This is a genomic window from Vibrio sp. CAU 1672, assembly GCF_029223195.1.
Taxonomy (GTDB): Bacteria; Pseudomonadota; Gammaproteobacteria; order Enterobacterales; family Vibrionaceae; genus Vibrio.
In genome coordinates this window covers 1-21264 of record NZ_JARHUF010000033.1, presented here as the reverse complement: position 1 = coordinate 21264, position 21264 = coordinate 1, and the positions used below count along the sequence as shown (strand labels likewise).

Genomic DNA, 21264 nt, shown 5'->3' with positions numbered 1-21264 from the left:
AGCTAACAGTTCAGACAGAAAATGTATTAAATAAGCTGGCTGAATAATTATTGTATCCAACTGAAATAAAAGACATTGTTTAAGGTTGCGCCTAAGCCATAGCAAAAACAGGGGTTATTAATCCGCAGGCCAGCACTGAGTGTATATACTTAGTAGTGTATACAGGCACCAGAGGGGAAAAGTATGGAACTGCATAATAAAGCAGGTGAGGTTGCTAAAATCGCTGATAATCTCACTCTTAAAGAGTTGATTGAGATGGGCTATACCATCGACCTGTGTGACGAAGCCTATGACCCAAATGAGCATTGGAAAGCCGAAGGCAAACCACAAGGTGTCGAAGAGTATCCTGAAAAATAGCCATAACTAACCATAAACCGGGCGAGATATCGCTCGGTTTTTTGATCCATAGCCGACCTGTTATCCCAGTTCCACTGCCGCGACTATACTGATAAGCTGTTGCCCTATCCGACTGTAAATCGTTGGTAAAGGCATGTTTACAAAACATAAACGCAGTAAATCTTATTCAGGTTCTTTATCTGGATAGCAGGCATGCCATACTGATTTCTCAATGATATAACCATAACAAGGACGACCATGACGGCAACGGCATTTCTCAACGATCTTAATCACCGTTATTTAACCATCCATCGCAGTAAAGAAGACTTCTTCTGGGATACCTACATGGGCATCAGTGATGATCACCAAGGTTCCACGGAAGCCCAAACCGCGTGGACCAATTTTCTCAGCAACGCTGCCTATATCAGTGAAATCAAGCAACAATTGCAGGCAGCCCAATCAATCGCAGAACCCAACGAGAAGCAGCAGACCATCACCGGCCTGGAAGGGTGGCTGGCGACGTTTGAAGTCCATGCCATTGAGAGCCAGCAAGCCCAGGCGCTAAAAAACAAGTTAATCGCATTTGAAGCCGAGTTGTTCAAAAAGAAACAGCAGCATACCCTTACCTTCCTCAATGAACACGGTAAACCGACAGAAGGTTCGCTACCAGTACTCAGCGCAGCAATTCGCACCAATAATCACGAAGCGGTTCGCCAGTCTGCGCACCAGGCCCTGTTAGATCTCGAGCAGTGGTTGCTAGATAATGGCTTTATCGAGCTGATCAAACTGCGCAATCAATTTGCCCGCTCACTCGGTTACGCCAGCTTTTTTGACTACTCAGTCGCCAAAAAAGAAAAAATGACCACTGAGGAGCTGTTTGCGATCCTGGATGATTTTGAGCAACGCACCCGTGATGCACATACCAACAGCCTGCTCAACCTGGCGAGCGAAAAAGGCCAGCAGGCACTGGCCGGACACAACTTTGTATACTCATTTGCCGGTGATGTAATGCGTGACTTAGATCCGTACGTGCCGTTCTCCAAATCACTGCGCCGCTGGGTTGAATCGTTTGGCCGGTTGAATATCGATTATTCCGGTGCAGAGCTGACTCTGGATCTGCTGGATCGCAAAGGCAAATACCCAAATGGTTTCTGCCATGGCCCGATCCCGTCATTTTATGATCAAGGCAAATGGATCGCTGCTAAAGTCAACTTTACCAGCAATGCCAAACCAGATCAGATCGGCAGTGGCTTCGATGGAATCAACACCCTGTTCCACGAGGGTGGCCATGCCGCCCACTTTGCCAATGTAAAAATGAACGCCCCATGCTTCTCGCAGGAATTTGCCCCAACCTCGATGGCCTACGCCGAGACCCAATCGATGTTCTGCGATAGCCTGCTGACCGATGCTGACTGGTTGAAGCAATACGCGCTGGATGCCGAAGGTAACCCGGTTCCGGACGAGATAATCCAAGCAATGATCAACAGCCGCCAGCCATTTAAAGCCTACGAAGAGCGCAGCATCTTGGTGGTGCCCTACTTTGAGCGTGCGCTGTACCAGTTGAGTGATGAAGAACTCAGCCCAGAACGGATTACCCAGCTGGCTCGTGATACGGAAAAGCAAATCCTTGGCCTTGAGTGTAGCCCGCGCCCTTTGCTGGCGATTCCACACCTTATCTCTGATGAAGCTGCCTGTGCGTATCATGGCTACCTGCTGGCTCATATGGCGGTGTATCAGACCCGCGCTTATTTTCTCGACCGATTCGGCTACCTGACAGACAACCCGGAAATTGGCCCACTGCTGGCACAGCACTACTGGCATGCGGGCAATCACCGCTCTCACAATGACACCATCCTGAGCCTGACCGGCGAGGGCTTTAATGCCAAGTACCTGGCCGATGAGTGTAACCTTTCTCCTGAGCAGGCGTGGCAAGTGGAGCAGCAGAAGATCACCGCTCTGACAACCAGAGACCGAGCGCCGGTGGCGTCACTGAACGCAACCATTCAGGTGATCGACGGCAGCCAAGAACTAGCGAGCAACGCCAACTCTGACCAACAGATGTGTGACGACTTTGAGCGCTACATTGAAGCGACCTACGGTCGATAACCCAAACAGCGAGCTGGAAGTTACCCTTCCGGCTCTTTTTTTATCGGAACACAATATGTATCAAGAGATCCTGACATTCTGGTTTGAAGAGCTGACACCCAAAGCGTGGTTTGTGAAAAATACGGCCATCGACAAACAGATCGAAACACGCTTTACGCCGCTGTTAGAGCAGGCTGCCAAAGCCGAGTTGTTTGACTGGCGGGATAGCGCAAAAGGCCGCTTAGCGGAAATCATCCTGCTCGACCAGTTTTCGCGTAACGTTTATCGCGATACACCCAGGGCATTCGCACAAGATCCCCTGGCTCTAGCCCTGGCACAAGAAGCGGTTCTAACCAAGGCAGACCAACAACTTAACGTAGCCGAACGCAGCTTTTTATACATGCCATTTATGCACAGCGAATCAAAACGCATTCATGTTGAAGCTGAAAAATTATTCAAGGCGCTGGGAAATCCAACCAACTACCAGTTCGAACTTGAGCACAAAGCCATCATTGATCGCTTTGGCCGTTACCCGCATCGCAATGCCATATTGAACCGGGTCAGTACCCCGGAAGAATCCGCCTTTCTCCAGCAACCTAACTCCGCTTTCTGAGCAAAAGCGGCTGAGGCGCTTATACTTTGTCTCAGGTGCAAAGACTAAGGAGAACAAATGGCGGACAGCAACCCTGTGGCGATCAAAGCCATTGACCATTTGGTGCTCAGAACGAGCGATCTCGACACGATGCTACATTTCTACCAGGATATTTTGGGCTGCCCGATCGAAAGAGAGCTTCCGACTCTGGGGTTAACCCAACTGCGCGCCGGTAGTGCCTTGATCGACATTGTCACCGTCGACAGTCAGCTTGGCCAGCTCGGGGGCGGCGCGCCGACCCAAAATGGGCGTAATGTTGACCATTTCTGCCTGCAACTGGCACCATTTGATGAACAGGCGCTGCTGGACTACTTGCACAACCACAATATTGAAACCAAAAGCTTCGCCGAACGCTATGGGGCACAGGGCTTTGGTCGCTCACTGTATATCACCGACCCTGAAGGCAATGTCGTCGAACTAAAACCTCAGATCTAAAGCTTCTTGTTGATGAACTTCATTCAGTTTGCTGGTCAGCCAGCTTTACGCTAACCACCGGAGGCACTCAATGGGTAAAATCTTAATCCTCAAAGGTGACATTACCACCGCCAACGTCGACGCGATCGTCAATGCCGCCAATCCGAGCCTGCTGGGCGGCGGTGGGGTGGATGGGGCCATCCATCGCGCCGCCGGGCTCGACTTACTGCGAGCCTGCCACCAGATCGAGGCAGTAGACGGCGTGCGCTGTCCGTACGGTGAAGCGCGGATCACCTCTGCCGGTAACTTACACGCACGTTTTGTCATTCATACGGTCGGGCCGATTTACCACCAGGTCAGCAATCCCCGACGAATCTTGGCCTCGGCCTACCAGCAGTCACTGGATCTTGCACTCAGCAACGCCTGTCGCAGTGTGGCGCTGCCCGCCATTTCTTGTGGCATATACGGCTATCCGCCAGAGGAAGCTGCCGAAGTGGCGTTCGGGGTATGCTTACAACCACAATACCAACCACTGGAGTTACATTTTTACCTCTTCAGTGATGAAATGGCGTATATCTGGCGAAACGCGTATCAAGGACTATAGAGACAGACAGGCACTCACCTTCATACGCCCCACCACCGGCCAAAACGATGCATGGTTAGATAGTTAGCCAGGATTACTTCACGATCAACTATGCTGATAGTAGGCGTTCGTATATGTCGCTTTTATCATCTGACATAAGCAGAGTTTTAAGGTTAGTTTGCCAGAGTGACAGGCCAGATGAGCAAAGCTTGCTGCATAGGAGAAAAAGAATGATCACTTGTCGCCAATATGATTACATCGAGATTGCGTGTATGTACAATCTGCCAGTGGAAATTACCCTGAAAAATGGCATGAAACACCAGGGAACCGCTTTCGACACCGGGTATGACATGCAACGTCAGGAATGCTTGTTCATTGATGTTGAGGGCGAACACATCGCTCTGCCCACTGAGCAGTTGCTGTCGATGACCGCCCTGAGTAACAATCCGCATTTCAATCAGGTCAAATTCGATTAGCGCTTTATAGTCCGCCAGGCTGGTACCATAAACAAAAAAAGAGGCAGTTCCCGCAACCGCCCCTAATGTCATGCCAATGGTAGTTGGTGATGGTTTATCAGAACTTATAACCACCACTGATCATAAATACCCAAGGGTTAATTTTAACATCGGTCTTATACTGCTCACCGGCCGCTTTGTAGGTGGCCTCGGTTTCGATATTGGCGTACCACGCTGACGCGTTCACAAACCATTTGTCATCAATCATGTAGTCGATACCCACATTCGCAGCCAGACCAAAAGAGTCTTCCAGCTCCAAATCGGAAAGACCGGCAGATTTACCGGTTCCATTGAAACCTTCATCAAAGAACAGGGTATAGTTCAGGCCCGCGCCCACGTAAGGGCGGAACTTGCTTTCAGCCTCACCAAAGTAATACTGCACCATAAACGTTGGCGGAAGGTGCTTCGTCTTAGCGACGTCGCCCAGGCCTGCCAGTCCGGTAGAGATATTGTGGCTGAACGGCGTGGCCGCCAGCACTTCAAAGCTGAGGTTATCGGTAAACATATAACCCAATGTCAGGCCAAGCTGGGTATCAGAGTCCACTTCCAGCTCATAGTTGCTGCCCAGAATTTTGTCGCTGCTGTCATTGGGCACGACCGATGCCGCACCGACACGCAGTGTGAAATCACCTTCTTTGTGAGCAAGAACCTGGGGAGAAACTAAAGCGGCAACCACTGCCAAGCTACAGATTGTTTTTTGCATTTTCTATTTCCTTTTTGTAGGGCTTCGTTATCTTTATATTTTTTTGTTGTGCGCAATCTAGCACATAGAAACCCGACACTTTTGATGGAAATCAATTTGTGAAAAACATGACCTTTTTGTAGCCAAAAACACCATAACGATCAACAAATCGTGCAAACAATATACAAACCTGTAATGCAAACTGTGCGTGTGAGAAGCCATTTTCAACCACCCCAAGCCGTTGTCCCTGCCCGCCTCATAGCGGCAGCAAACTTTTTTCCGGATACGCAAATCCTTTTTTTTCCAAACAACCCACTTAAAACGCTGGTTTGACCGCTTAAAATCGCGATTTGAGCACCTTATAAAGTATTGAAAAATAAAAGGTTATTTTTATGGAAAATCAACTCTTTGCAATGGTAACCTGCCAGTAACCAAGGAGAAAAAATGCTAACCACTGACATGACCTTTAACCGTGAGGACTTTTCTCATCACGATCTGCAAAACGCAACCTTTGAAAACTGCCGTTTCTACCTGTGTAACTTTGATCATGCCGACCTGCGTGATGCCAAATTTATTGACTGCCGTTTTATTGAAGCTCAGGCGCTGGAAGGCTGCAGTTTTCGGTTTGCCAAGTTAAAAGATGCCAGCTTTCAGCATTGCATGCTGACCATGAGCCAGTTTTGCGGCGCCGATTGTGTCGGGGTGGAGTTTCGCCAATGCGATCTTAAAGGTGCGAATTTTCAACGCGCCAACTTTGCCAATCGGGTCAGCCAAAGTGTGTATTTCTGCTCAGCTTTTATTACCGGTTGCAACCTGACCTACAGCAACTTCGAGCGTGCTCTGCTCGAAAAATGCGAGTTGTTTGAAAACCGCTGGAACGGCGCCAATCTATCAGGAGCCAGTCTGAAGGGCGCCGATTTGTCTCGCGGCGAGTTCAGCCCTGAACAGTGGGGCACCTTTAACTTGGAAGAGTGTGATCTCACCCATGTCGAACTGGAGGGGTTAGATCTGCGCCGGGTTTCCCTGTTTGGTGTTAAAATATGCGACTGGCAACAAGAACAACTGCTCGCGCCATTTGGGCTGCTCATTATTTAGGAAAGATGATGAACCTGTTGAAAGACTTGCCGAATAATTTGAGTGAAGAGGTATTTGATGACCTGCTTAGCTACAAACAATTGCGCATTGAACGCATTGTGTCTAAAGGGCACACTACAGCAAAAGACGATTGGTACGATCAAGAAGAACATGAATGGGTATTAGTAGTGCAAGGTGCTGGAGAACTGACCTTTAAAGATGGTTCAGTCACGCACTTGGAAGCTGGCGATTACATCAACATTCCGGCTCACACCAAACACCGGGTCAGCTGGACCGATCCCGGGCAAGAAACGATTTGGCTCGCGGTGTTTTACCGCTAAGCCCGAATAAATAGGCGCTGACTTTGATCGATACCAATAAACCATCACTGGCACTGTTTGATTTTGATGGCACCATCACCGACGCGGACATGTTTAGTCTGTTCCTCAATTACTCGGCTTCAGGCCCGCGCAAGTGGCTGGGCAAAGTGCTGATCTTGCCATTTTATACGCTCTACAAAGCGGGAGTCATTCCAGCGCGAAGGATGCGGCCGATCGCCAGTTTCATTGCTTTTGCAGGCCGGGAAACCAGGCAGGTGAAAGCGCTGGGAGAGCAGTTTGCTCGCGAAGTGATTTGTTGTCATATCCGCCCGGAAGCACAAAACAAGCTGAACTGGCACCAGCAAAAAGCTGACACGATTGTCGTGGTTTCAGCTTCTCTCAATGCTTACCTTAAACCTTGGTGTGAGGCACAAGGCTATCAGTTGCTTTGCAGCGAGATCCTGTCGGACAAAACTCGCATTAGCGGAATTTATCAAACCGGCGATTGCAGCTTGAAAAGAAAAGTCGCACGTCTGAAAAACGCATTTGATGTCAACGACTATGGAGCCGTTTATGCTTATGGCGATACTTACGAAGACCTGCCGATGCTCAGGATGGCCAACCATGCGATGCTGAACTGGAAAGTGTGGCAAGAGAATAATAATTAACCATACACTAAACACCACAGCCCTTCTCAAATAGAAAAGGGCTGTGACAGTTTGATCCGGAGAAAGCCAGGTTAACGCCACACACCCCACTCTCCTGTGGTACCCGGCTCTTCACCACGGGTCCACCACTGTGCGGTCCACTCTTGACCGTTGTGGATGACCACATCGCCCTGATTATAGATCGCATCTTTATCCCACCAGTTGTCTGGTTTTACCGGTGGCGAGGTCTCCCCCTTGAGCAGAGATAAGGCATAGCTGAAACTGGCGTTAGGGGCGAGTAACTGATTGGCATAAATATTGTTGCTATCAAACATATAATGATTCATATCTTGATGCCAGATTCCGATATACCACTCACCGGTTTGGCGCGAGTTGAACTGATCAGCAATTTCCGCTGCCCATGTGGAGGTATTGGCAGTGGTAATCGGCAAACTGAGATCAGCTATCTCACTACCATTTACATCAAAGGTACGAAAACGCACCGTATCACCGGGCTCGACTGGGCCAAAACCCTGCGCGATAAAGTATCCCAAAGCGGTGAGATTGTTGCCGGGTTCACCCGGTTCAACCGGATCCGTGGGTGGTGTGATGCCCGTGCCGCGCAGGGTTATATCACTGCAATTGTAAAAACCTTCACCAGCGGCATCAATACGTTGCCAACGGGTATAGAGGATCGCATCGCCAGAACGCTCAGCAGGAAAGGTAACCTGAATACGGTAACGTTTTTCTGCATCAACAAATATATTGCCCGCTGTATCAATCAGCTCCAGATCATCCCAGGTCAGCGGCAGTGCTTGATCATAAGACGGTTTGGAAAGATAAAATTCCCAATAAGAGGGGTTATGAGGGGCTTTAGCAAAGAACACCAACTCGATTTGGTTGTTGCCGTCCGGTGTAACGTTGGTGCGTTGCCAGTATGGCGACGGAATATTTAACCCCTTTTTGGCCGTATCTCCGGCCGAGCATAACTCGCCATCACGCACAATAGCCTGAACATGTGCCATATCTTGATAGTTAGCCACATTCGCCGCGATCTCACTGCGCTGCACAAACGGGTACGCACCGGATTGATCATAGGCCGCCTGACAAGCCTGATTAGGGATCTCATTAGTCCAAAAGCCACCATCCAAGTAACAGGTGTTCTGCCGCGCACTGGGAAACTCAACCCAGCCATGCGCATTGGCACTAAAAGAACTGCCGGCAGCGACGGCACTTAAGCTCGCCACAGCAATGGTTGTGTGTATTTTCATGGTTCATCCTTGTGTTAGCTGACTCGCTGCTGTTTCTCGCAACGTTATTGTTCGCTAACAAAGCTAGCAGGATGAAACTGAGATGAAGGATTGAAATTGTCCTGACATGTTAAGTTTGCCAACTGCTTCCAGTATTTTATGTGGCTTAACCTCATCACGCTGCCGCACTTTCGAGTCACTTCAAATATTGATCAACAGAACAAGCCTGTATTTTCCCGCTGCCAGGTTAGCCTTTTAGTCTTCGGCCCGGTTTCAGTTCACAGTGTAAATTTGTTTAAAGATACTGTTGATAACGCTGGTTGACTGTTAACCTTAAATGCGAAAAAGAATAGTTATCGAGAATCATAAAATGAGAAAAAAAACGCACCCAAAGCCCCTCAAGGTGATCCAGTCAGCGGCCATTTCACCGAACATACAGCGCGTTACTTTGCAAGGTGAAGCGCTATCCGATTTCCCGCACGACTGTGCCGGCAGCTACGTTAAGTTGTTGTTTAACCCGCAGGGCGGGACTGACCTCACAACGATACCGGACGAGAGCCGCCCGGTAATGCGTACCTATACCATTCGTCGCTTTGACCCAAACCAGTGCACGATTGAGATCGACTTCGTCCGTCACATCACTCAAGATCTGCAATGTGGCTTTGCTGCACGCTGGGCGATGTGTGTAAAAGAAGGTGACATCATCCACGTCGCAGGCCCTGGCAACATCTCAGACCTGAACACTGAAGTCGATTGGTTCTTTATGGCCGCTGATATGACAGCGCTGCCTGCACTTTCTGCAAAAGTTCGTACTCTGCCTGAAGAAGCTAAAGGCTATGCGGTTATCAGTGTGATTTCTGAAGCGGACATCCAACCGCTGGAGGCACCGGAAGGCATGGAAATCCACTGGGTCACCGAGCAACCTCTGACAGATAAGGTGCGCGAACTGGAATGGTTAGATGGTGAAGCCGCAGTTTGGTGTGCCTGTGAGTTCGATTCAATGCGTGCACTGCGTCAGTACTTTCGCAATGAGAAAGCAGTCGCCCGCGAAAACATCTACATCAGCAGCTACTGGAAGCGGGGGGTTTCTGAAGACGGGCATAAAGTTCTCAAACGTGAAGATGCAGAATCGAACGGACAGTAACAATCACGGACAGGCCCGGTGCTCAGCCCCGCCCCATGAGCTCTTAGGATGTTTTGCCAAATGCCGTGCCCAGCCTGGTTCAGCGATTGATGCCGCTCACCCGGCCAGCTTCTCAGCCAAAAAGTCAATCAGCAAGCGGACTTTGGGCGACAGATTACGGTTGGGCGGGTACAGTGCCCAAATACCTTCGCGCTCAGCGCGGTAATCACTCAACACTTCCACCAGCTCGCCCGTTGCCAGCGCATCCTGGACATAGTAATCGGGCAACTGGACCAGCCCTAAGCCGCGCTTAGCCGCATCCACCAGCGCAAAGCCACTGTTGCATTTGATCCGGCCGGAAATTCGCAGGGATTTCAATTCTTTCTGCTGCTTAAAATGCCAATAGTCGGCCGTACCAGCCAGACATTGATGATGACTCAGTTCAGACAGGGTATGCGGCTCTCCGCAGCGCTGTAAATAAGCCGGGCTGGCGCAGACAAACAACTGACGAGAAGCCAGCCGTTTGGCAATCAGGCTGGAGTCTTGTAAACGACCAAGACGGATGGCCACATCCACACCTTGCTCAATCAGATCCAGCTTCTGGTTGGTCAGGATAAAATCCAGATTCACTTGCGAATACTTATCCAAAAACTGGTGGAGTAAAGGCGCCAGATTCATTTCCCCATAGGTGACCGGAGCAGTAACCCGCAGTAGCCCTTTGGGCTCAGCTTGCATTTGGGTGACCGCCAGCTCAGCCAAATCCAGCCCTTCCACCAGTGGCTTACACTGCTGGTAATAGAGCTGACCGGCTTCGGTAAGTGAAACTTTACGCGTCGTGCGGTGCAGCAGCTTTACCGCCAGGCGTTCTTCCAGTGCCGATACACGGCGACTGACTTGCGCCACCGAGGTGTTGAGCTTGTTTGCCGCTGTGGTGAAGCTGTTGGTTTCGGCGACCGCGACAAATTCACTCACCCCTTCCCAATTCGCCATGGCTGAGATTTCCTGTGAAATAGGTTCAAAAACCTATTCTCACATATTCTTCGTCACAGAGAAAACCCCGCCAGCCGGGCGCGCTATTTCAGCGAAATGAAACTGGTGCACGATTACATCGAAGTGATCGGCATTGATGCTGTCAGCCAGGACAGTTGCATGCAAATGACCAACCAGAAATATCTGCGCCTACTGGCTGACTATGTGGATGCCTCTCAGGCGGAAGCGCTGTATACCCTGATGCTGGGGTTGCTGACTCAATCCACCCTGAAAGGCCAGAAGCCAGCACTTGATTACATTCAGGCTCAGGTCAAAACCCTGCTGACCCACTTAAACCCGTAGCCCCCCGGCAGCATTATCAGCGATGCTGCCATAGCTCAAGCTCACTTTAATTATTACAAATAAGTAAAGATCATTTTCAAAACAGCCGGATTATCATTTATAAAGAAAAAACTAAAATGTGCCATAACAAAACAACAGGCGAAAAACTAAAGCTCGACTACGCTTATTACACGCCTACCTATTGATTAAATAAGGAAAATCCAATGGCACTTGACATCAAACCCGGTCAAACTCACATCAAATCAAAGGCAATGGTTGCATGGGCGGCAGGCGAGCCGCTAAAAATGGAAGAGGTGGACGTACAACTTCCAAAAGCAGGCGAAGTATTGGTACGTATCGTCGCGACCGGTGTTTGCCACACTGACGCATTCACCCTGTCAGGTGACGACCCGGAAGGCATCTTCCCTTCGATTCTTGGCCACGAAGGCGGCGGTATCGTTGAGATGGTTGGCGAAGGTGTCACCAGCGTTGAAGTCGGTGACCACGTTATCCCGCTATACACCGCAGAATGTGGTGAGTGTAAGTTCTGTAAATCAGGTAAAACTAACCTTTGTCAGGCAGTACGAGAAACTCAAGGTAAAGGCCTGATGCCAGATGGTACCAGCCGCTTCTCCGTCAATGGCGAAACCATTTACCACTACATGGGTTGTTCAACGTTCTCTGAATACACGGTTCTTCCGGAAATCTCCCTGGCGAAAGTCAGCAAAGAAGCCCCACTGGAAGAGGTTTGTCTGCTGGGTTGTGGTGTCACCACGGGAATGGGTGCGGTTCTGAACACCGCGAAAGTGGAAAAAGGCGACACGGTTGCGATCTTCGGCCTGGGCGGGATTGGTCTGTCAGCCATCATCGGTGCGCGTATGGCGGGAGCCAGCCGTATCATCGGTATCGACATTAACGAAAACAAGTTTGAACTGGCCAAGCAACTGGGTGCCACCGATGTGATCAACCCGCAGAAGTTCGACAAACCGATTCAAGAAGTGATTGTCGAGATGACTGACGGTGGCGTGGACTACTCATTCGAATGTATCGGTAACGTGAATGTGATGCGTCAGGCACTTGAATGCTGTCACAAAGGCTGGGGTGAATCCGTCATCATCGGCGTAGCCGGTGCGGGCCAGGAGATCTCAACTCGTCCATTCCAGCTAGTAACAGGTCGTGTATGGCGAGGCTCGGCTTTCGGTGGGGTAAAAGGCCGCTCTGAGCTTCCTGAAATCGTCAACCGTTACATGGCGGGTGAGTTCGGCCTCCAGGAGTTCATCACTCACACCATGGGCCTGCAAGACGTAAACAAAGCGTTCGAGCTGATGCACAAAGGTGAATCTATCCGTACTGTGCTGCACATGGATAAATAAGCCCTGAGATACAAGGTTAAAAATCGGCTCTCCTTAGGGGGAGCCATCGCGGTCTTCAACGGTTCTGTCCACCGTTGAAATAACATTGTTTTCGAGAGATCCCCCATGACCATTGAAAACCAGAGCCAAGCCAAAGTATTCGGTGGTTGGCATAAGCAATACACCCACGAATCTCGCACACTTAACTGCAACATGCGCTTTGCGATTTTCTTACCGCCTAACGCCACCAAGTCTAACCCGGTACCGGTGGTTTACTGGCTATCCGGCCTGACCTGTACCGACGAAAACTTCATGCAGAAAGCCGGGGCATTTCGTATCGCAGCAGAGCTAGGTATCGCGATTGTGGCACCAGACACCAGCCCTCGTGGTGACAATGTCGCAGACGATGACGGCTACGATCTAGGCCAGGGCGCCGGTTTCTACCTGAACGCCACCCAGGCACCGTGGTCTCGTCATTACCAGATGTATGATTATGTGACGCAAGAACTGCCGGCCCTCATCGCCGAGCACTTTCCGGTGTCGGAAGCAAAATCGATATTTGGCCACAGCATGGGCGGACATGGCGCGCTGACCATTGGCTTAACCAATTCCCATCAGTACCGCTCAATATCCGCTTTCAGCCCAATCAGTAACCCGATGCAATGCCCGTGGGGACAAAAAGCCTTCAGTGCCTATCTGGGGCGAGATGTAGAACAGTGGAAACGCTATGATGCCTGTGAACTGCTCCGGCAAAAACGCTCGGCCTTACCGATCCTGGTCGATCAGGGGGATGCCGATAGCTTCTTGACCGAACAGCTCAAACCAGAAAGCTTACAGGCTGCCGCACTGCAGCACGACTCGCCTTTAACCCTGAGAATGCAAGCCGGTTACGATCACAGCTATTACTTCATCGCCAGTTTTATCGACGATCATCTCAATTTTCATGCGAAATACCTGTTCGCGTAGATGCAATGCGGGGGTCAATCACGCTTGACCTCCTATTTTTCACACTGCGCGATACAAAAGCACACTATTTTTCATTCCGCAAACTCGGGGGCACTCCGCCTTACCCTTGACGAAAACACTCTGGATGGGTACTTTTCCTACATAACTAACAATAAAAAAACTGTATGTTGGCTCTGTTATTGATAAACCTATTGTTGTAGAAGGGGCACGATGTGCGCGTCATTTTATCTCTGTTACTGTTAATATTGTCACCCCTGGCGCTGGCCAACACCATCGAGTTCAGCAGCCCCAACCAGACTGACGTGGCGCTCTCCCGCAAAGATATCGAAGCCCTGCCAGCGACCACTTACACCACCCCGCTCCCCTGGATTGAGAATCCAGCTGAGTTTCTGGGCGTTAAACTCAGTACCCTGCTGGAACACGTCTATGGCCGGCTCCCGGAGAAAATCAACATCGGCAGTCTCAATGACTATCATGCCGTACTGAGTAAAGCAGACATTCTGCGCTACCAGCCTATCGTGGCCTACCAGCAGGATAAACACTACATCCGAATTCGGGACAAAGGCCCTTACTGGATTATCTATCCGCTCAGTCGCTATCCCGAGCTGGATACCAGCCAGTACCATGCGCAGATGGTGTGGCAGGTCAATACCATGAGCGTTGAACAATAACCATGGCCACGCCAAAAGCGAGCTCTGCTGTAAACGAGTACTGGCATTTTTCAAAAAAGAACCAACTGTTGTTGGCCGTGTTCACGCTTTCCCTGCTGCTGGGCAATATTATGCTGCTGCAACAAACCCGGACCTTCGCCGAAAGCTATGTGAACGAACAAAAGCAAGCGACCTGGTTTTTGTTCCAGCTCTCCAAAGAGTTCTCTGAGCTGGTGGGGGAAGCACACCGACTGGATGAAAATGTGCACAATATTGAAGAGGCGGAGCTTCAGTATGAGCTAACGTGGAGCCGCTTTGATTTGCTGATCAATGGCAGAGAAGCGCGGTTATTTTTCTCCCGTCAGGAGATCCATGACTATTTTTCCCGCCTGTTTGCAGACTTCCAGCAACTCGAACCGCTCCTTATCAAAGCCAAGGCTGGAGACCATCAGGCCGCTGCGCTGTTTTATCGCCGCTCCCAGTCCCTGTATATGGATATGGTGGATTTCGTTAATCACAACTTTCGCCTGGCCAGCCCGAGACATACTGCCCAACAGGAAAAAACCGCCCACCTGATGCAGGTTCAGTATATGCTGCTGGGCACCTTTGTTATTGCCGTATTGTCACTGACGTTCTTCTTCTACCGGGAATCGCATTTTCACCGGAAGCTGGCATTAAGCGATCCATTAACCAAAATCGGTAACCGCAATGCGCTGTTTGCTCAGCTCAACACCTGCACCCGGGAGCAAACACCTTTCTCCCTGTTTTTACTCGATCTGAATGGCTTTAAAACGATTAACGATACCATGGGCCATCTGGCCGGGGATGAAGCCCTGAAAACCGTAGCCGAGCGGTTAGATGCGATGTGCATCGATCATTTTTCGGTGTACCGCATCGGAGGAGATGAATTTGCCGTGGTTGCCGAAACGGTGGATGAACTCACTATTCACGGAATCAGGCGCCATATTTATGCGGTGTTTGACCAACCGATCCTGGTGTTTAACCAAACAACATCCCTGTCTACCAGTCTGGGCTGCGCGTGTTATCCTAGCGACCACACTTATATTGATGCACTGATCAATATCGCCGACAAACGGATGTATAAAATGAAATTCAATCAACTGGCCGATTAAAGCATGAAACGATTAAAATACGGAATTGGGCTGCTGGCCATAGCCATCACTGCCCTACTGGCATGGGTCTTTATTCCTACTCACGAAACGCTGGGACAGCAAGTCTCCGAGCAGGCACTCAATGAAGACTTTACTCTGGTGGGCCATCGCCTCCATTCAACCGATCCCGACGCCGGAAAGCAATTTGCCTACTTCGTGCTGGCTGATGGCGTTGAGGTTGACGGACAAACGCCTTTTTGATCACCAGCGACCCTTTTGTGCGCATGACCTTAAGCGGCGAACATACCCTGGTGCTAACCGTCCATGGCCGCATCTACCAATACCACAATGATCTGTGGGTAACGCAAGCCGATGGCACCCTGCATCACTGGTACGTCAGCGCCAACGCCGAATACGTACGTTAAACACATAGACTCTTCCACCTGGCCCTTTGGTGTTAGCCACAGGGCTGGCATAAGCAACGATTACAGCAACTTCTGTTTGATCACCTGCATCACACCGGCTTCACGGTTACTCGGCGCCCGGAAACGGGCCGTGCGTTTAACCGCCTCATGGGCATTTTCCATCGCATACGAGTGCTCACTGACTTTCAGCATTTCCAGATCATTGAGGTAATCACCAAACGTCATGGTATGCTCCGGGCCAAAGCCCATGGTGTGTTGCAAATGTCTGATGGCTGCCCCTTTGGACGCTTCAGCGTTCATCACATCCAACCAGATTTTGGCGCTGACCACCACTTGGTGGGAATCACCAAATTGGGCGTGCATGCTGGGAAAAACCAACTCTTCAGAACCATCGAAATGGCAGATAGCCACCTTGATAAACTCATCTTCCACGTCCAGTAAGTCCGGCACGTATTCACAGCGGTGGTAGTACTTCTGAAACTCTTCCAGCGCCTTGGGATCCTGCGTTTCTATATAGGCAGAGCGTTTACCACACAGCACCAGGTGTGTGCCGTCGATAGCGCGGGCGGCTTGAACAATCGCCGAGATTTCCGCTGTTGCAATCGGGCAGCTGTACAGTTCTTTGCCCTGATACATCACCAAGGTACCGTTTTCCGCAACATAGACCATCCGGTCCTGGATCGGAGCGAAGGTATCGCGCAGACTGTAATACTGGCGGCCAGAAGCGGCGGAAAACAAGATGCCTTTTTCTTCCAGTTGCAAAAACAGATCAAAGAACTCGGGATCTAAACGACCATATTGATCGAGAAGGGTGCCGTCCATATCGGCGGCAATAAACTTGATGCTAGCTTGTGACATGTACCAAAACTCTAAACCGATGCAGCCAACCCGATTGATAACGGAGCCGAGATGCCCGTGCGGTCAATGGCCGACGCTGCGAAAAAACTGTCCGCTAAGGTACAGGATCTCCGGTGAATCTCAAGTGAATTTGGCCGGGCAGACTCTCCATTAACTATGGCTACCCAATGCCGGCCATGCTTGTGGCCCAGCCGGGATAACGCCTGAATCCAAACCAAGGGGTTATGCTCAACAGCTCAGTAATGCTGATAGCCTCTGACAACCGAGACCAAAGGCGGGCACGTTAAATCGAACGCCTCACTCGACATCAACATGGTAATCCTGAGCAAAATCGGTACAATCCTCGCTCGATTTTTATTAGCGCGGACACTCTCTCATGCACTCGCCTGAACATTGCTTTACTCGTTTTACTGCCGACATTTCTGGTAATTCCCTGCCGGAGCAGTTTACGTTTCCGTTCTACTACACCCCACATCCACTGTGCGTGTTGGCAGCAGAGCAGTTGCAGCAGCATTTGCTCAGCCAAAGCGATTTTGAACACGACTTCGGTTTAGAGGGCGACGCCAGCGGACGCGGCAAAATGTTCGGCGTGCTGTTGGTGCAACATCCGCACGGTGAGCTCGGCTTTTTGAGTGCCTTCTCCGGCAAAATCGCTGATCAAAACCTGTTACCGGGCTTTGTGCCACCGGTGTACGACATGCTGACCGACGAAGGTTTTTTCCGCGCTGAAACCGATGCGATTAACACGGCGAACGCCGAGTACAAAGCGTTTGCGGCGAGTCCGGAACTGGCTGCGCTCAAAACGGCAATCCAGGCCGATCGCGAAACTTACCAGCAACAAGAGCAGGCGCAGCGCCAGGTCATGATTACCGGCCGGGCAACACGCAAGCAGCAGCGCCAGCAGGGCGAACAAAACCTCAGCCCGGTTGAGCTACAAACATTATTGGATGAACTCGGCAAGCAAAGTGTGGCCGAGAAAAATGCCCTCAAATATCTCAAGCAAGCCTGGGATGAAAAGCTCGCCATTAAAGAGCAACGCCTGGCTGGGCTTGAGCAACAACTGAGCGAACTGAAAGAGCGGCGTAAAGTGCTGTCCAACACCTTACAGCACAAGCTGCACCGACAATACCGCTTTTTGAACTGCAACGCTAAAGAGCGCGACTTAGTCGACATCTTCGCCGACACAAGCAACCCTGTCCCACCGGCGGGGGCTGGCGAATGTGCCGCGCCCAAACTGTTGCAATATGCCTTTAAACATGGTTTCAAGCCATTAGCTCTGGCGGAATTCTGGTGGGGAACCTCGCCAAAATCGGAAGTGCGCCAGCACACAAAATTCTACCCGTCATGCAACAGCAAGTGCCAGCCGATTTTAGGCCATATGTTGCAAGGCCTGGATGTCGAACCGAACCCGCTGGCTGAAAACTGGGCGGAAGATAAGGAACTGGAAATCCTGTTCCAGGACGAGGCCATGGTGGTGGTCAACAAACCATCCGGGCTGCTTTCGGTGCCGGGCAAAACCATCAAAGACTCCGCCTATACCCGGCTGCAAACGTTATTTCCTGATGTGGAGGGGCCGTTTGTGATCCACCGCCTGGACATGGCCACCTCCGGGATCCTGGTGTTTGCCCTGACCCGCCGCGCCAACAAAAGCCTGCAAAAGCAGTTCATTACCCGTGGGGTACAAAAACGCTATCTGGCACTGTTGGAAGGAGAGCTCAGCGAAGCAGAGGGGGAGATTGATCTGCCGATGCGCGGTGACCCGGACGACCGACCGCGCCAGCTGGTCTGTTTTGAACACGGCAAAACCGCGCAAACCTACTGGCAACGCATTGAAGTACAGAATGGCCGCAGCAAAGTGTACATGTACCCGAAAACCGGCCGTACCCACCAGCTGCGAGTACACAGCGCCCACCATCTGGGTTTGAACATGCCAATGGTCGGTGACGGTCTGTATGGCGAAAAGGCTAACCGCCTGCATCTGCATGCGGAAATGCTCGAGCTGGACCACCCGTACAGCAAACAGCGGATGCGCTTCCAGGCCGAATGCGAGTTCTGATCCACCATGACGCAATCATCTCCGGATAACAAAAAGGCACTGTGAACAGTGCCTTTTTTCTCGGTTCAAGTGACCGTCTGCCGCAGACCAATGTGATTACTGGATTAGTCAGGACACCATCTGTTACTTTTAAATTCAAAGTTTAATCAGATCTGACAGGGGTTCTGACTCATTTTTGCCCCAAACCGACTTAACGTAATTGCTCTATAGCAGGATCTGCCTCTGAAACCACAGTACATTTCCTCATGGGTGGCCCAAAGGTGCGGTGAAAGAAAACTCCCAGAATTGAGCAGAAATTGTATTTTTTGAGGAAGTTTCCTTTTGCATGGTTATGCAAGTGAGTAAAAAGGAATAATTTGTAAACTGGCAAATTTGTAAGCTAATTCGTAATGCTCCTGAAATCCCCTTATCTGAAAGCCAAACAACAACTTTAAAGTATATGTCGCCTATCACTACCTGCCTCGATCAGTAGCTATTAACCCGGTTTAATGCTTCTTTTGTTTGCTCGAAAACGCTAGTACCACTCAAGCCTACTCGATTTACGTACCCTGAATCTAGGTCTTACCAAAGCCTCAAAATAAAAATACCCAAATAACATTGAGCTACTTGGGTAAAAGACATAACCTTACGGAGCCTATAGAAATCGTTTTAGCTGACGTCGATAGCGATCTTACCGCGAGTACGGCCTGATTGGCTTTGTTGATGTGCTTCAGCAATCTTTTCTAATGGGAAACGATGCTCAATCAATGGACGAAGTTGATCAGATTCAACGAGCTTATTGAGTTCAGTCAGTATACGGCTACTTGGTTCAATGAAGACGAATGCGGCTTGTACGTTGTGCTGTTTTGCCGTTTCTTCACTTGGTGGCTCGACGACAGAAACCATCATACCTTCAGGCTTAAGCAGAGACCAAGACGATTGTTGTACCTCTCCACCCATGGTATCAAGTACTACATCTACTGGTGCAATTTGCTCACCTAACGGAGCTTTTGCGTAATCAATCGCTTCATCAGCACCAAACTGAGTCAGAAGTTCCAGATTAGCTGAAGATGCGGTTGCAACGACGGTAGCGCCTTTTGCTTTTGCTATTTGAATGGCCAGGTGGCCTACACCACCTGCACCTGCATGGATGAGCACGCGTTGACCCTGCTGAATATCAGCGACATCCACAAGACACTGCCACGCGGTAATGCCTGCTAATGGCAGGGTTGCAGCTTGTGCGAAATCTAGCTTAGTTGATTTCAGTACGGCTTCGTTTGCTTTTACGGCGATGAAATCGGCATAACTGCCATCACGCGCAATATTTGGTCGGCTAAACACCTCATCACCCACTGAGAATTAATCAACGTTTTCAACCGCTTGGGTTACGATACCTGCTACATCCCAGCCCAGTGTGACAGGCAGATCGTATGGAATGAAATCTTTTAAATAGCCCTCACGGATCTTCCAATAACAGGGTTTATTGCAGCGGCCTTTACTTGAATGAGAATATCGTCCGCATTGATTGTTGGCTTATCGATCTGCACTAACGTTAATGTGTCAGTGCCGCCATATTGGTGAAGTCTTACCGCGCGCATAAATTATCCTCGTGTTTTTTTGACGTATCTGTGGCGATTCCGCCTAGTTTTTGGCTTTAAACTTGGGACTAAAGCGCTTGTCCGTTAACTGACAGTTTCACATCAATATTGCCGCGAACCGCATTTGAGTATGGGCAGACTTGGTGAGCCGTTTTCACAAGCATAACGGCTTGTTCTTGCTCTAAATCTAGTTCAATTGATAAAGAAACAGTCAAAGCAAAACCGCCGCTTTCATTTGGGCCAATGCCGACGATTGCGGTTGTTGGTGCCGATGCGATTTTAATTTTCATCTCTTTGGCTACATGAAGTAGAGCATTTGAGAAACACGCAGAATAGCCAGCAGCAAACAGTTGTTCAGGGTTCGTTGCAGCACCTGAACCACCCATTTCTTTAGGGTAACTCAACGCAACTGAGAGTAAATTATCATCAGTAGAAACTTGGCCATTACGACCTGCAGTAGCGGTTGCAGAAGTTGTGTAGAGTGTAGTCATTGTACTTTTCCTTAACTAGGATTGCACAAAATTAAATTGCACACAATTGAATTAATTGGTGAGGTGACCATGAGTAACCAGGATGAATATCTACAGTTAGATAATCAGGTGTGTTTTGCGCTTTATAGTGCTTCGAATGCAATGGGTAGAGCTTACCAACCTTTACTAAAAGCGCTTGATCTTACCTATTTGCAGTACATTGTGATGATGGTGCTTTGGGAGCAAAAAGAGATAAATGTAAAAGCTTTGGGGGCTAAAACACATTTGGATTCCGGCACTTTGACACCCTTGCTTAAGCGTTTGGAAGCGAAAGACTACGTCCACCGAACCCGTAGTATTGAAGATGAGCGAGTTCGGGTCATCACATTAACATCTGCTGGGATTAAACTGAAAGAACAGGCGCAAAAAGTGCCAGTAGAAATGTTTTGTCTCTCCAAGATGAATAAAGAAGAACTTACATCATTAAAAACACTGTGTGAGCAGTTGCTTGTTAACTTAACGAAGTAAGTCATGGAGTGGTGAAATTTGAATTGTTCAGCAGCAGAAGCAATTGAACCAGTTTCAAGCTAGTGGAATAAATTCCAGTGAAACTATTACCTACACGAGTTTGCCACACCTTAGTTAACTCATGAATTACTAAATTAGCAAAATTGCTAGTAAGGTTTTGTCGGGTGGACGACACTTGTTACCAAGTGCCGTCTCCCTAAGAACCCAGCGTGCAACTTTCACTGCACTAGGCTCAAGCCTCCACAAAGGCATCGTTTGATACCCAGCAACTTATAAAG

Annotated in this window: 23 protein-coding genes and 1 pseudogene; 18 read left to right on the top strand and 6 right to left on the bottom strand. The window is 49.7% G+C overall.

The window, feature by feature from the left end; genetic code table 11:
- Positions 1-183 precede the first annotated feature (183 nt).
- From P2G85_RS19515 to P2G85_RS19490, 6 genes are all read left to right on the top strand, one after another.
- Positions 184-357 (top strand): hypothetical protein, encoded by a 174-nt coding sequence (locus P2G85_RS19515; protein ID WP_275865738.1) that lies wholly within the window; start codon positions 184-186, stop codon positions 355-357.
- A gap of 237 nt (positions 358-594) precedes the next feature.
- The gene (locus tag P2G85_RS19510) at positions 595-2442 is read left to right on the top strand and encodes a M3 family metallopeptidase (RefSeq protein WP_275865737.1); all 1848 of its coding nucleotides are present in this window, start codon (positions 595-597) and stop codon (positions 2440-2442) included.
- Between the two features lie 55 nt (positions 2443-2497).
- Positions 2498-3034, top strand: a complete 537-nt coding sequence (locus tag P2G85_RS19505) for a DUF924 family protein (protein ID WP_275865736.1) — start codon at positions 2498-2500, stop codon at positions 3032-3034.
- Between the two features lie 57 nt (positions 3035-3091).
- Complete coding sequence (locus P2G85_RS19500; RefSeq protein WP_275865735.1) at positions 3092-3508, top strand: VOC family protein; 417 nt, start codon at positions 3092-3094, stop codon at positions 3506-3508.
- 70 nt (positions 3509-3578) lie between these two features.
- Entirely contained in the window at positions 3579-4091 is a 513-nt protein-coding gene (locus P2G85_RS19495; RefSeq protein ID WP_275865734.1) for a macro domain-containing protein, read from the top strand.
- Between the two features lie 209 nt (positions 4092-4300).
- Entirely contained in the window at positions 4301-4546 is a 246-nt protein-coding gene (locus tag P2G85_RS19490; RefSeq protein WP_275865733.1) for a Rho-binding antiterminator, read from the top strand.
- A 97-nt stretch (positions 4547-4643) separates the two neighbouring features.
- Here P2G85_RS19490 and ompW read toward each other — a convergent pair whose 3' ends face one another.
- Positions 4644-5288: an outer membrane protein OmpW gene (gene ompW, locus P2G85_RS19485; RefSeq protein WP_275865732.1), complete on the bottom strand. Its 645-nt coding sequence runs from the start codon at positions 5286-5288 to the stop codon at positions 4644-4646.
- 423 nt (positions 5289-5711) lie between these two features.
- Between ompW and P2G85_RS19480 the strand changes: the two genes are divergently transcribed.
- Genes P2G85_RS19480 through P2G85_RS19470 form a run of 3 tightly spaced genes read left to right on the top strand, consistent with a single transcriptional unit; the run spans position 5712 to position 7329 of the window.
- Complete coding sequence (locus P2G85_RS19480; protein ID WP_275865731.1) at positions 5712-6362, top strand: Qnr family pentapeptide repeat protein; 651 nt, start codon at positions 5712-5714, stop codon at positions 6360-6362.
- A gap of 8 nt (positions 6363-6370) precedes the next feature.
- Entirely contained in the window at positions 6371-6682 is a 312-nt protein-coding gene (locus P2G85_RS19475) for a cupin domain-containing protein (protein ID WP_275865730.1), read from the top strand.
- Positions 6683-6705: 23 nt separating this feature from the next.
- Complete coding sequence (locus P2G85_RS19470) at positions 6706-7329, top strand: HAD family hydrolase (protein ID WP_275865729.1); 624 nt, start codon at positions 6706-6708, stop codon at positions 7327-7329.
- A 71-nt stretch (positions 7330-7400) separates the two neighbouring features.
- On the opposite strand, the gene P2G85_RS19465 is transcribed toward P2G85_RS19470, so the two are convergent.
- Positions 7401-8579 carry a lytic polysaccharide monooxygenase gene (locus P2G85_RS19465; protein WP_275865728.1) on the bottom strand — a complete coding sequence of 393 codons (1179 nt, stop codon included), beginning with the start codon at positions 8577-8579 and terminating at the stop codon, positions 7401-7403.
- A 349-nt stretch (positions 8580-8928) separates the two neighbouring features.
- On the opposite strand from P2G85_RS19465, the gene P2G85_RS19460 reads away from it, so the two are divergent.
- Complete coding sequence (locus P2G85_RS19460; protein WP_275865727.1) at positions 8929-9702, top strand: siderophore-interacting protein; 774 nt, start codon at positions 8929-8931, stop codon at positions 9700-9702.
- A 96-nt stretch (positions 9703-9798) separates the two neighbouring features.
- Here the strand turns inward: P2G85_RS19460 and P2G85_RS19455 are convergent, their stop codons facing one another.
- Positions 9799-10671 carry a LysR family transcriptional regulator gene (locus P2G85_RS19455; RefSeq protein WP_275865726.1) on the bottom strand — a complete coding sequence of 291 codons (873 nt, stop codon included), beginning with the start codon at positions 10669-10671 and terminating at the stop codon, positions 9799-9801.
- Positions 10672-10776: 105 nt separating this feature from the next.
- Between P2G85_RS19455 and P2G85_RS19450 the strand changes: the two genes are divergently transcribed.
- The 6 genes and pseudogenes from P2G85_RS19450 to P2G85_RS19425 all read left to right on the top strand — a co-directional run bounded on the left by P2G85_RS19450 (position 10777) and on the right by P2G85_RS19425 (position 15497).
- On the top strand, positions 10777-11013 hold the full coding sequence (locus P2G85_RS19450; protein ID WP_275865725.1) for a hypothetical protein: 237 nt from the start codon (positions 10777-10779) through the stop codon (positions 11011-11013).
- Between the two features lie 203 nt (positions 11014-11216).
- Complete coding sequence (locus P2G85_RS19445) at positions 11217-12365, top strand: S-(hydroxymethyl)glutathione dehydrogenase/class III alcohol dehydrogenase (protein WP_275865724.1); 1149 nt, start codon at positions 11217-11219, stop codon at positions 12363-12365.
- Between the two features lie 105 nt (positions 12366-12470).
- Positions 12471-13310, top strand: coding sequence for an S-formylglutathione hydrolase (fghA, locus tag P2G85_RS19440; protein WP_275865723.1), 840 nt, complete (start codon positions 12471-12473; stop codon positions 13308-13310).
- A gap of 212 nt (positions 13311-13522) precedes the next feature.
- Positions 13523-13981, top strand: coding sequence for an oxidoreductase (locus P2G85_RS19435; protein WP_275865722.1), 459 nt, complete (start codon positions 13523-13525; stop codon positions 13979-13981).
- Between the two features lie 2 nt (positions 13982-13983).
- A complete protein-coding gene (locus P2G85_RS19430; protein WP_275865721.1) occupies positions 13984-15093 on the top strand; it encodes a GGDEF domain-containing protein in 1110 nt (369 codons plus the stop codon).
- 3 nt (positions 15094-15096) lie between these two features.
- A pseudogene (locus P2G85_RS19425) lies at positions 15097-15497 on the top strand (hypothetical protein).
- 60 nt (positions 15498-15557) lie between these two features.
- Here P2G85_RS19425 and P2G85_RS19420 read toward each other — a convergent pair.
- On the bottom strand, positions 15558-16355 hold the full coding sequence (locus P2G85_RS19420; RefSeq protein WP_275865720.1) for a Cof-type HAD-IIB family hydrolase: 798 nt from the start codon (positions 16353-16355) through the stop codon (positions 15558-15560).
- Between the two features lie 376 nt (positions 16356-16731).
- Here P2G85_RS19420 and P2G85_RS19415 point away from each other — a divergent pair, with 376 nt between their 5' ends.
- Positions 16732-18411 (top strand): pseudouridine synthase, encoded by a 1680-nt coding sequence (locus tag P2G85_RS19415; protein WP_275865719.1) that lies wholly within the window; start codon positions 16732-16734, stop codon positions 18409-18411.
- A gap of 648 nt (positions 18412-19059) precedes the next feature.
- On the opposite strand, the gene P2G85_RS19410 is transcribed toward P2G85_RS19415, so the two are convergent.
- Positions 19060-19731 carry an NADP-dependent oxidoreductase gene (locus P2G85_RS19410; RefSeq protein WP_275865718.1) on the bottom strand — a complete coding sequence of 224 codons (672 nt, stop codon included), beginning with the start codon at positions 19729-19731 and terminating at the stop codon, positions 19060-19062.
- A 325-nt stretch (positions 19732-20056) separates the two neighbouring features.
- Entirely contained in the window at positions 20057-20479 is a 423-nt protein-coding gene (locus P2G85_RS19405; protein WP_275865717.1) for an organic hydroperoxide resistance protein, read from the bottom strand.
- A 69-nt stretch (positions 20480-20548) separates the two neighbouring features.
- Here P2G85_RS19405 and P2G85_RS19400 point away from each other — a divergent pair, with 69 nt between their 5' ends.
- Positions 20549-20986, top strand: a complete 438-nt coding sequence (locus P2G85_RS19400; protein ID WP_275865716.1) for a MarR family transcriptional regulator — start codon at positions 20549-20551, stop codon at positions 20984-20986.
- Positions 20987-21264: the final 278 nt, after the last annotated feature.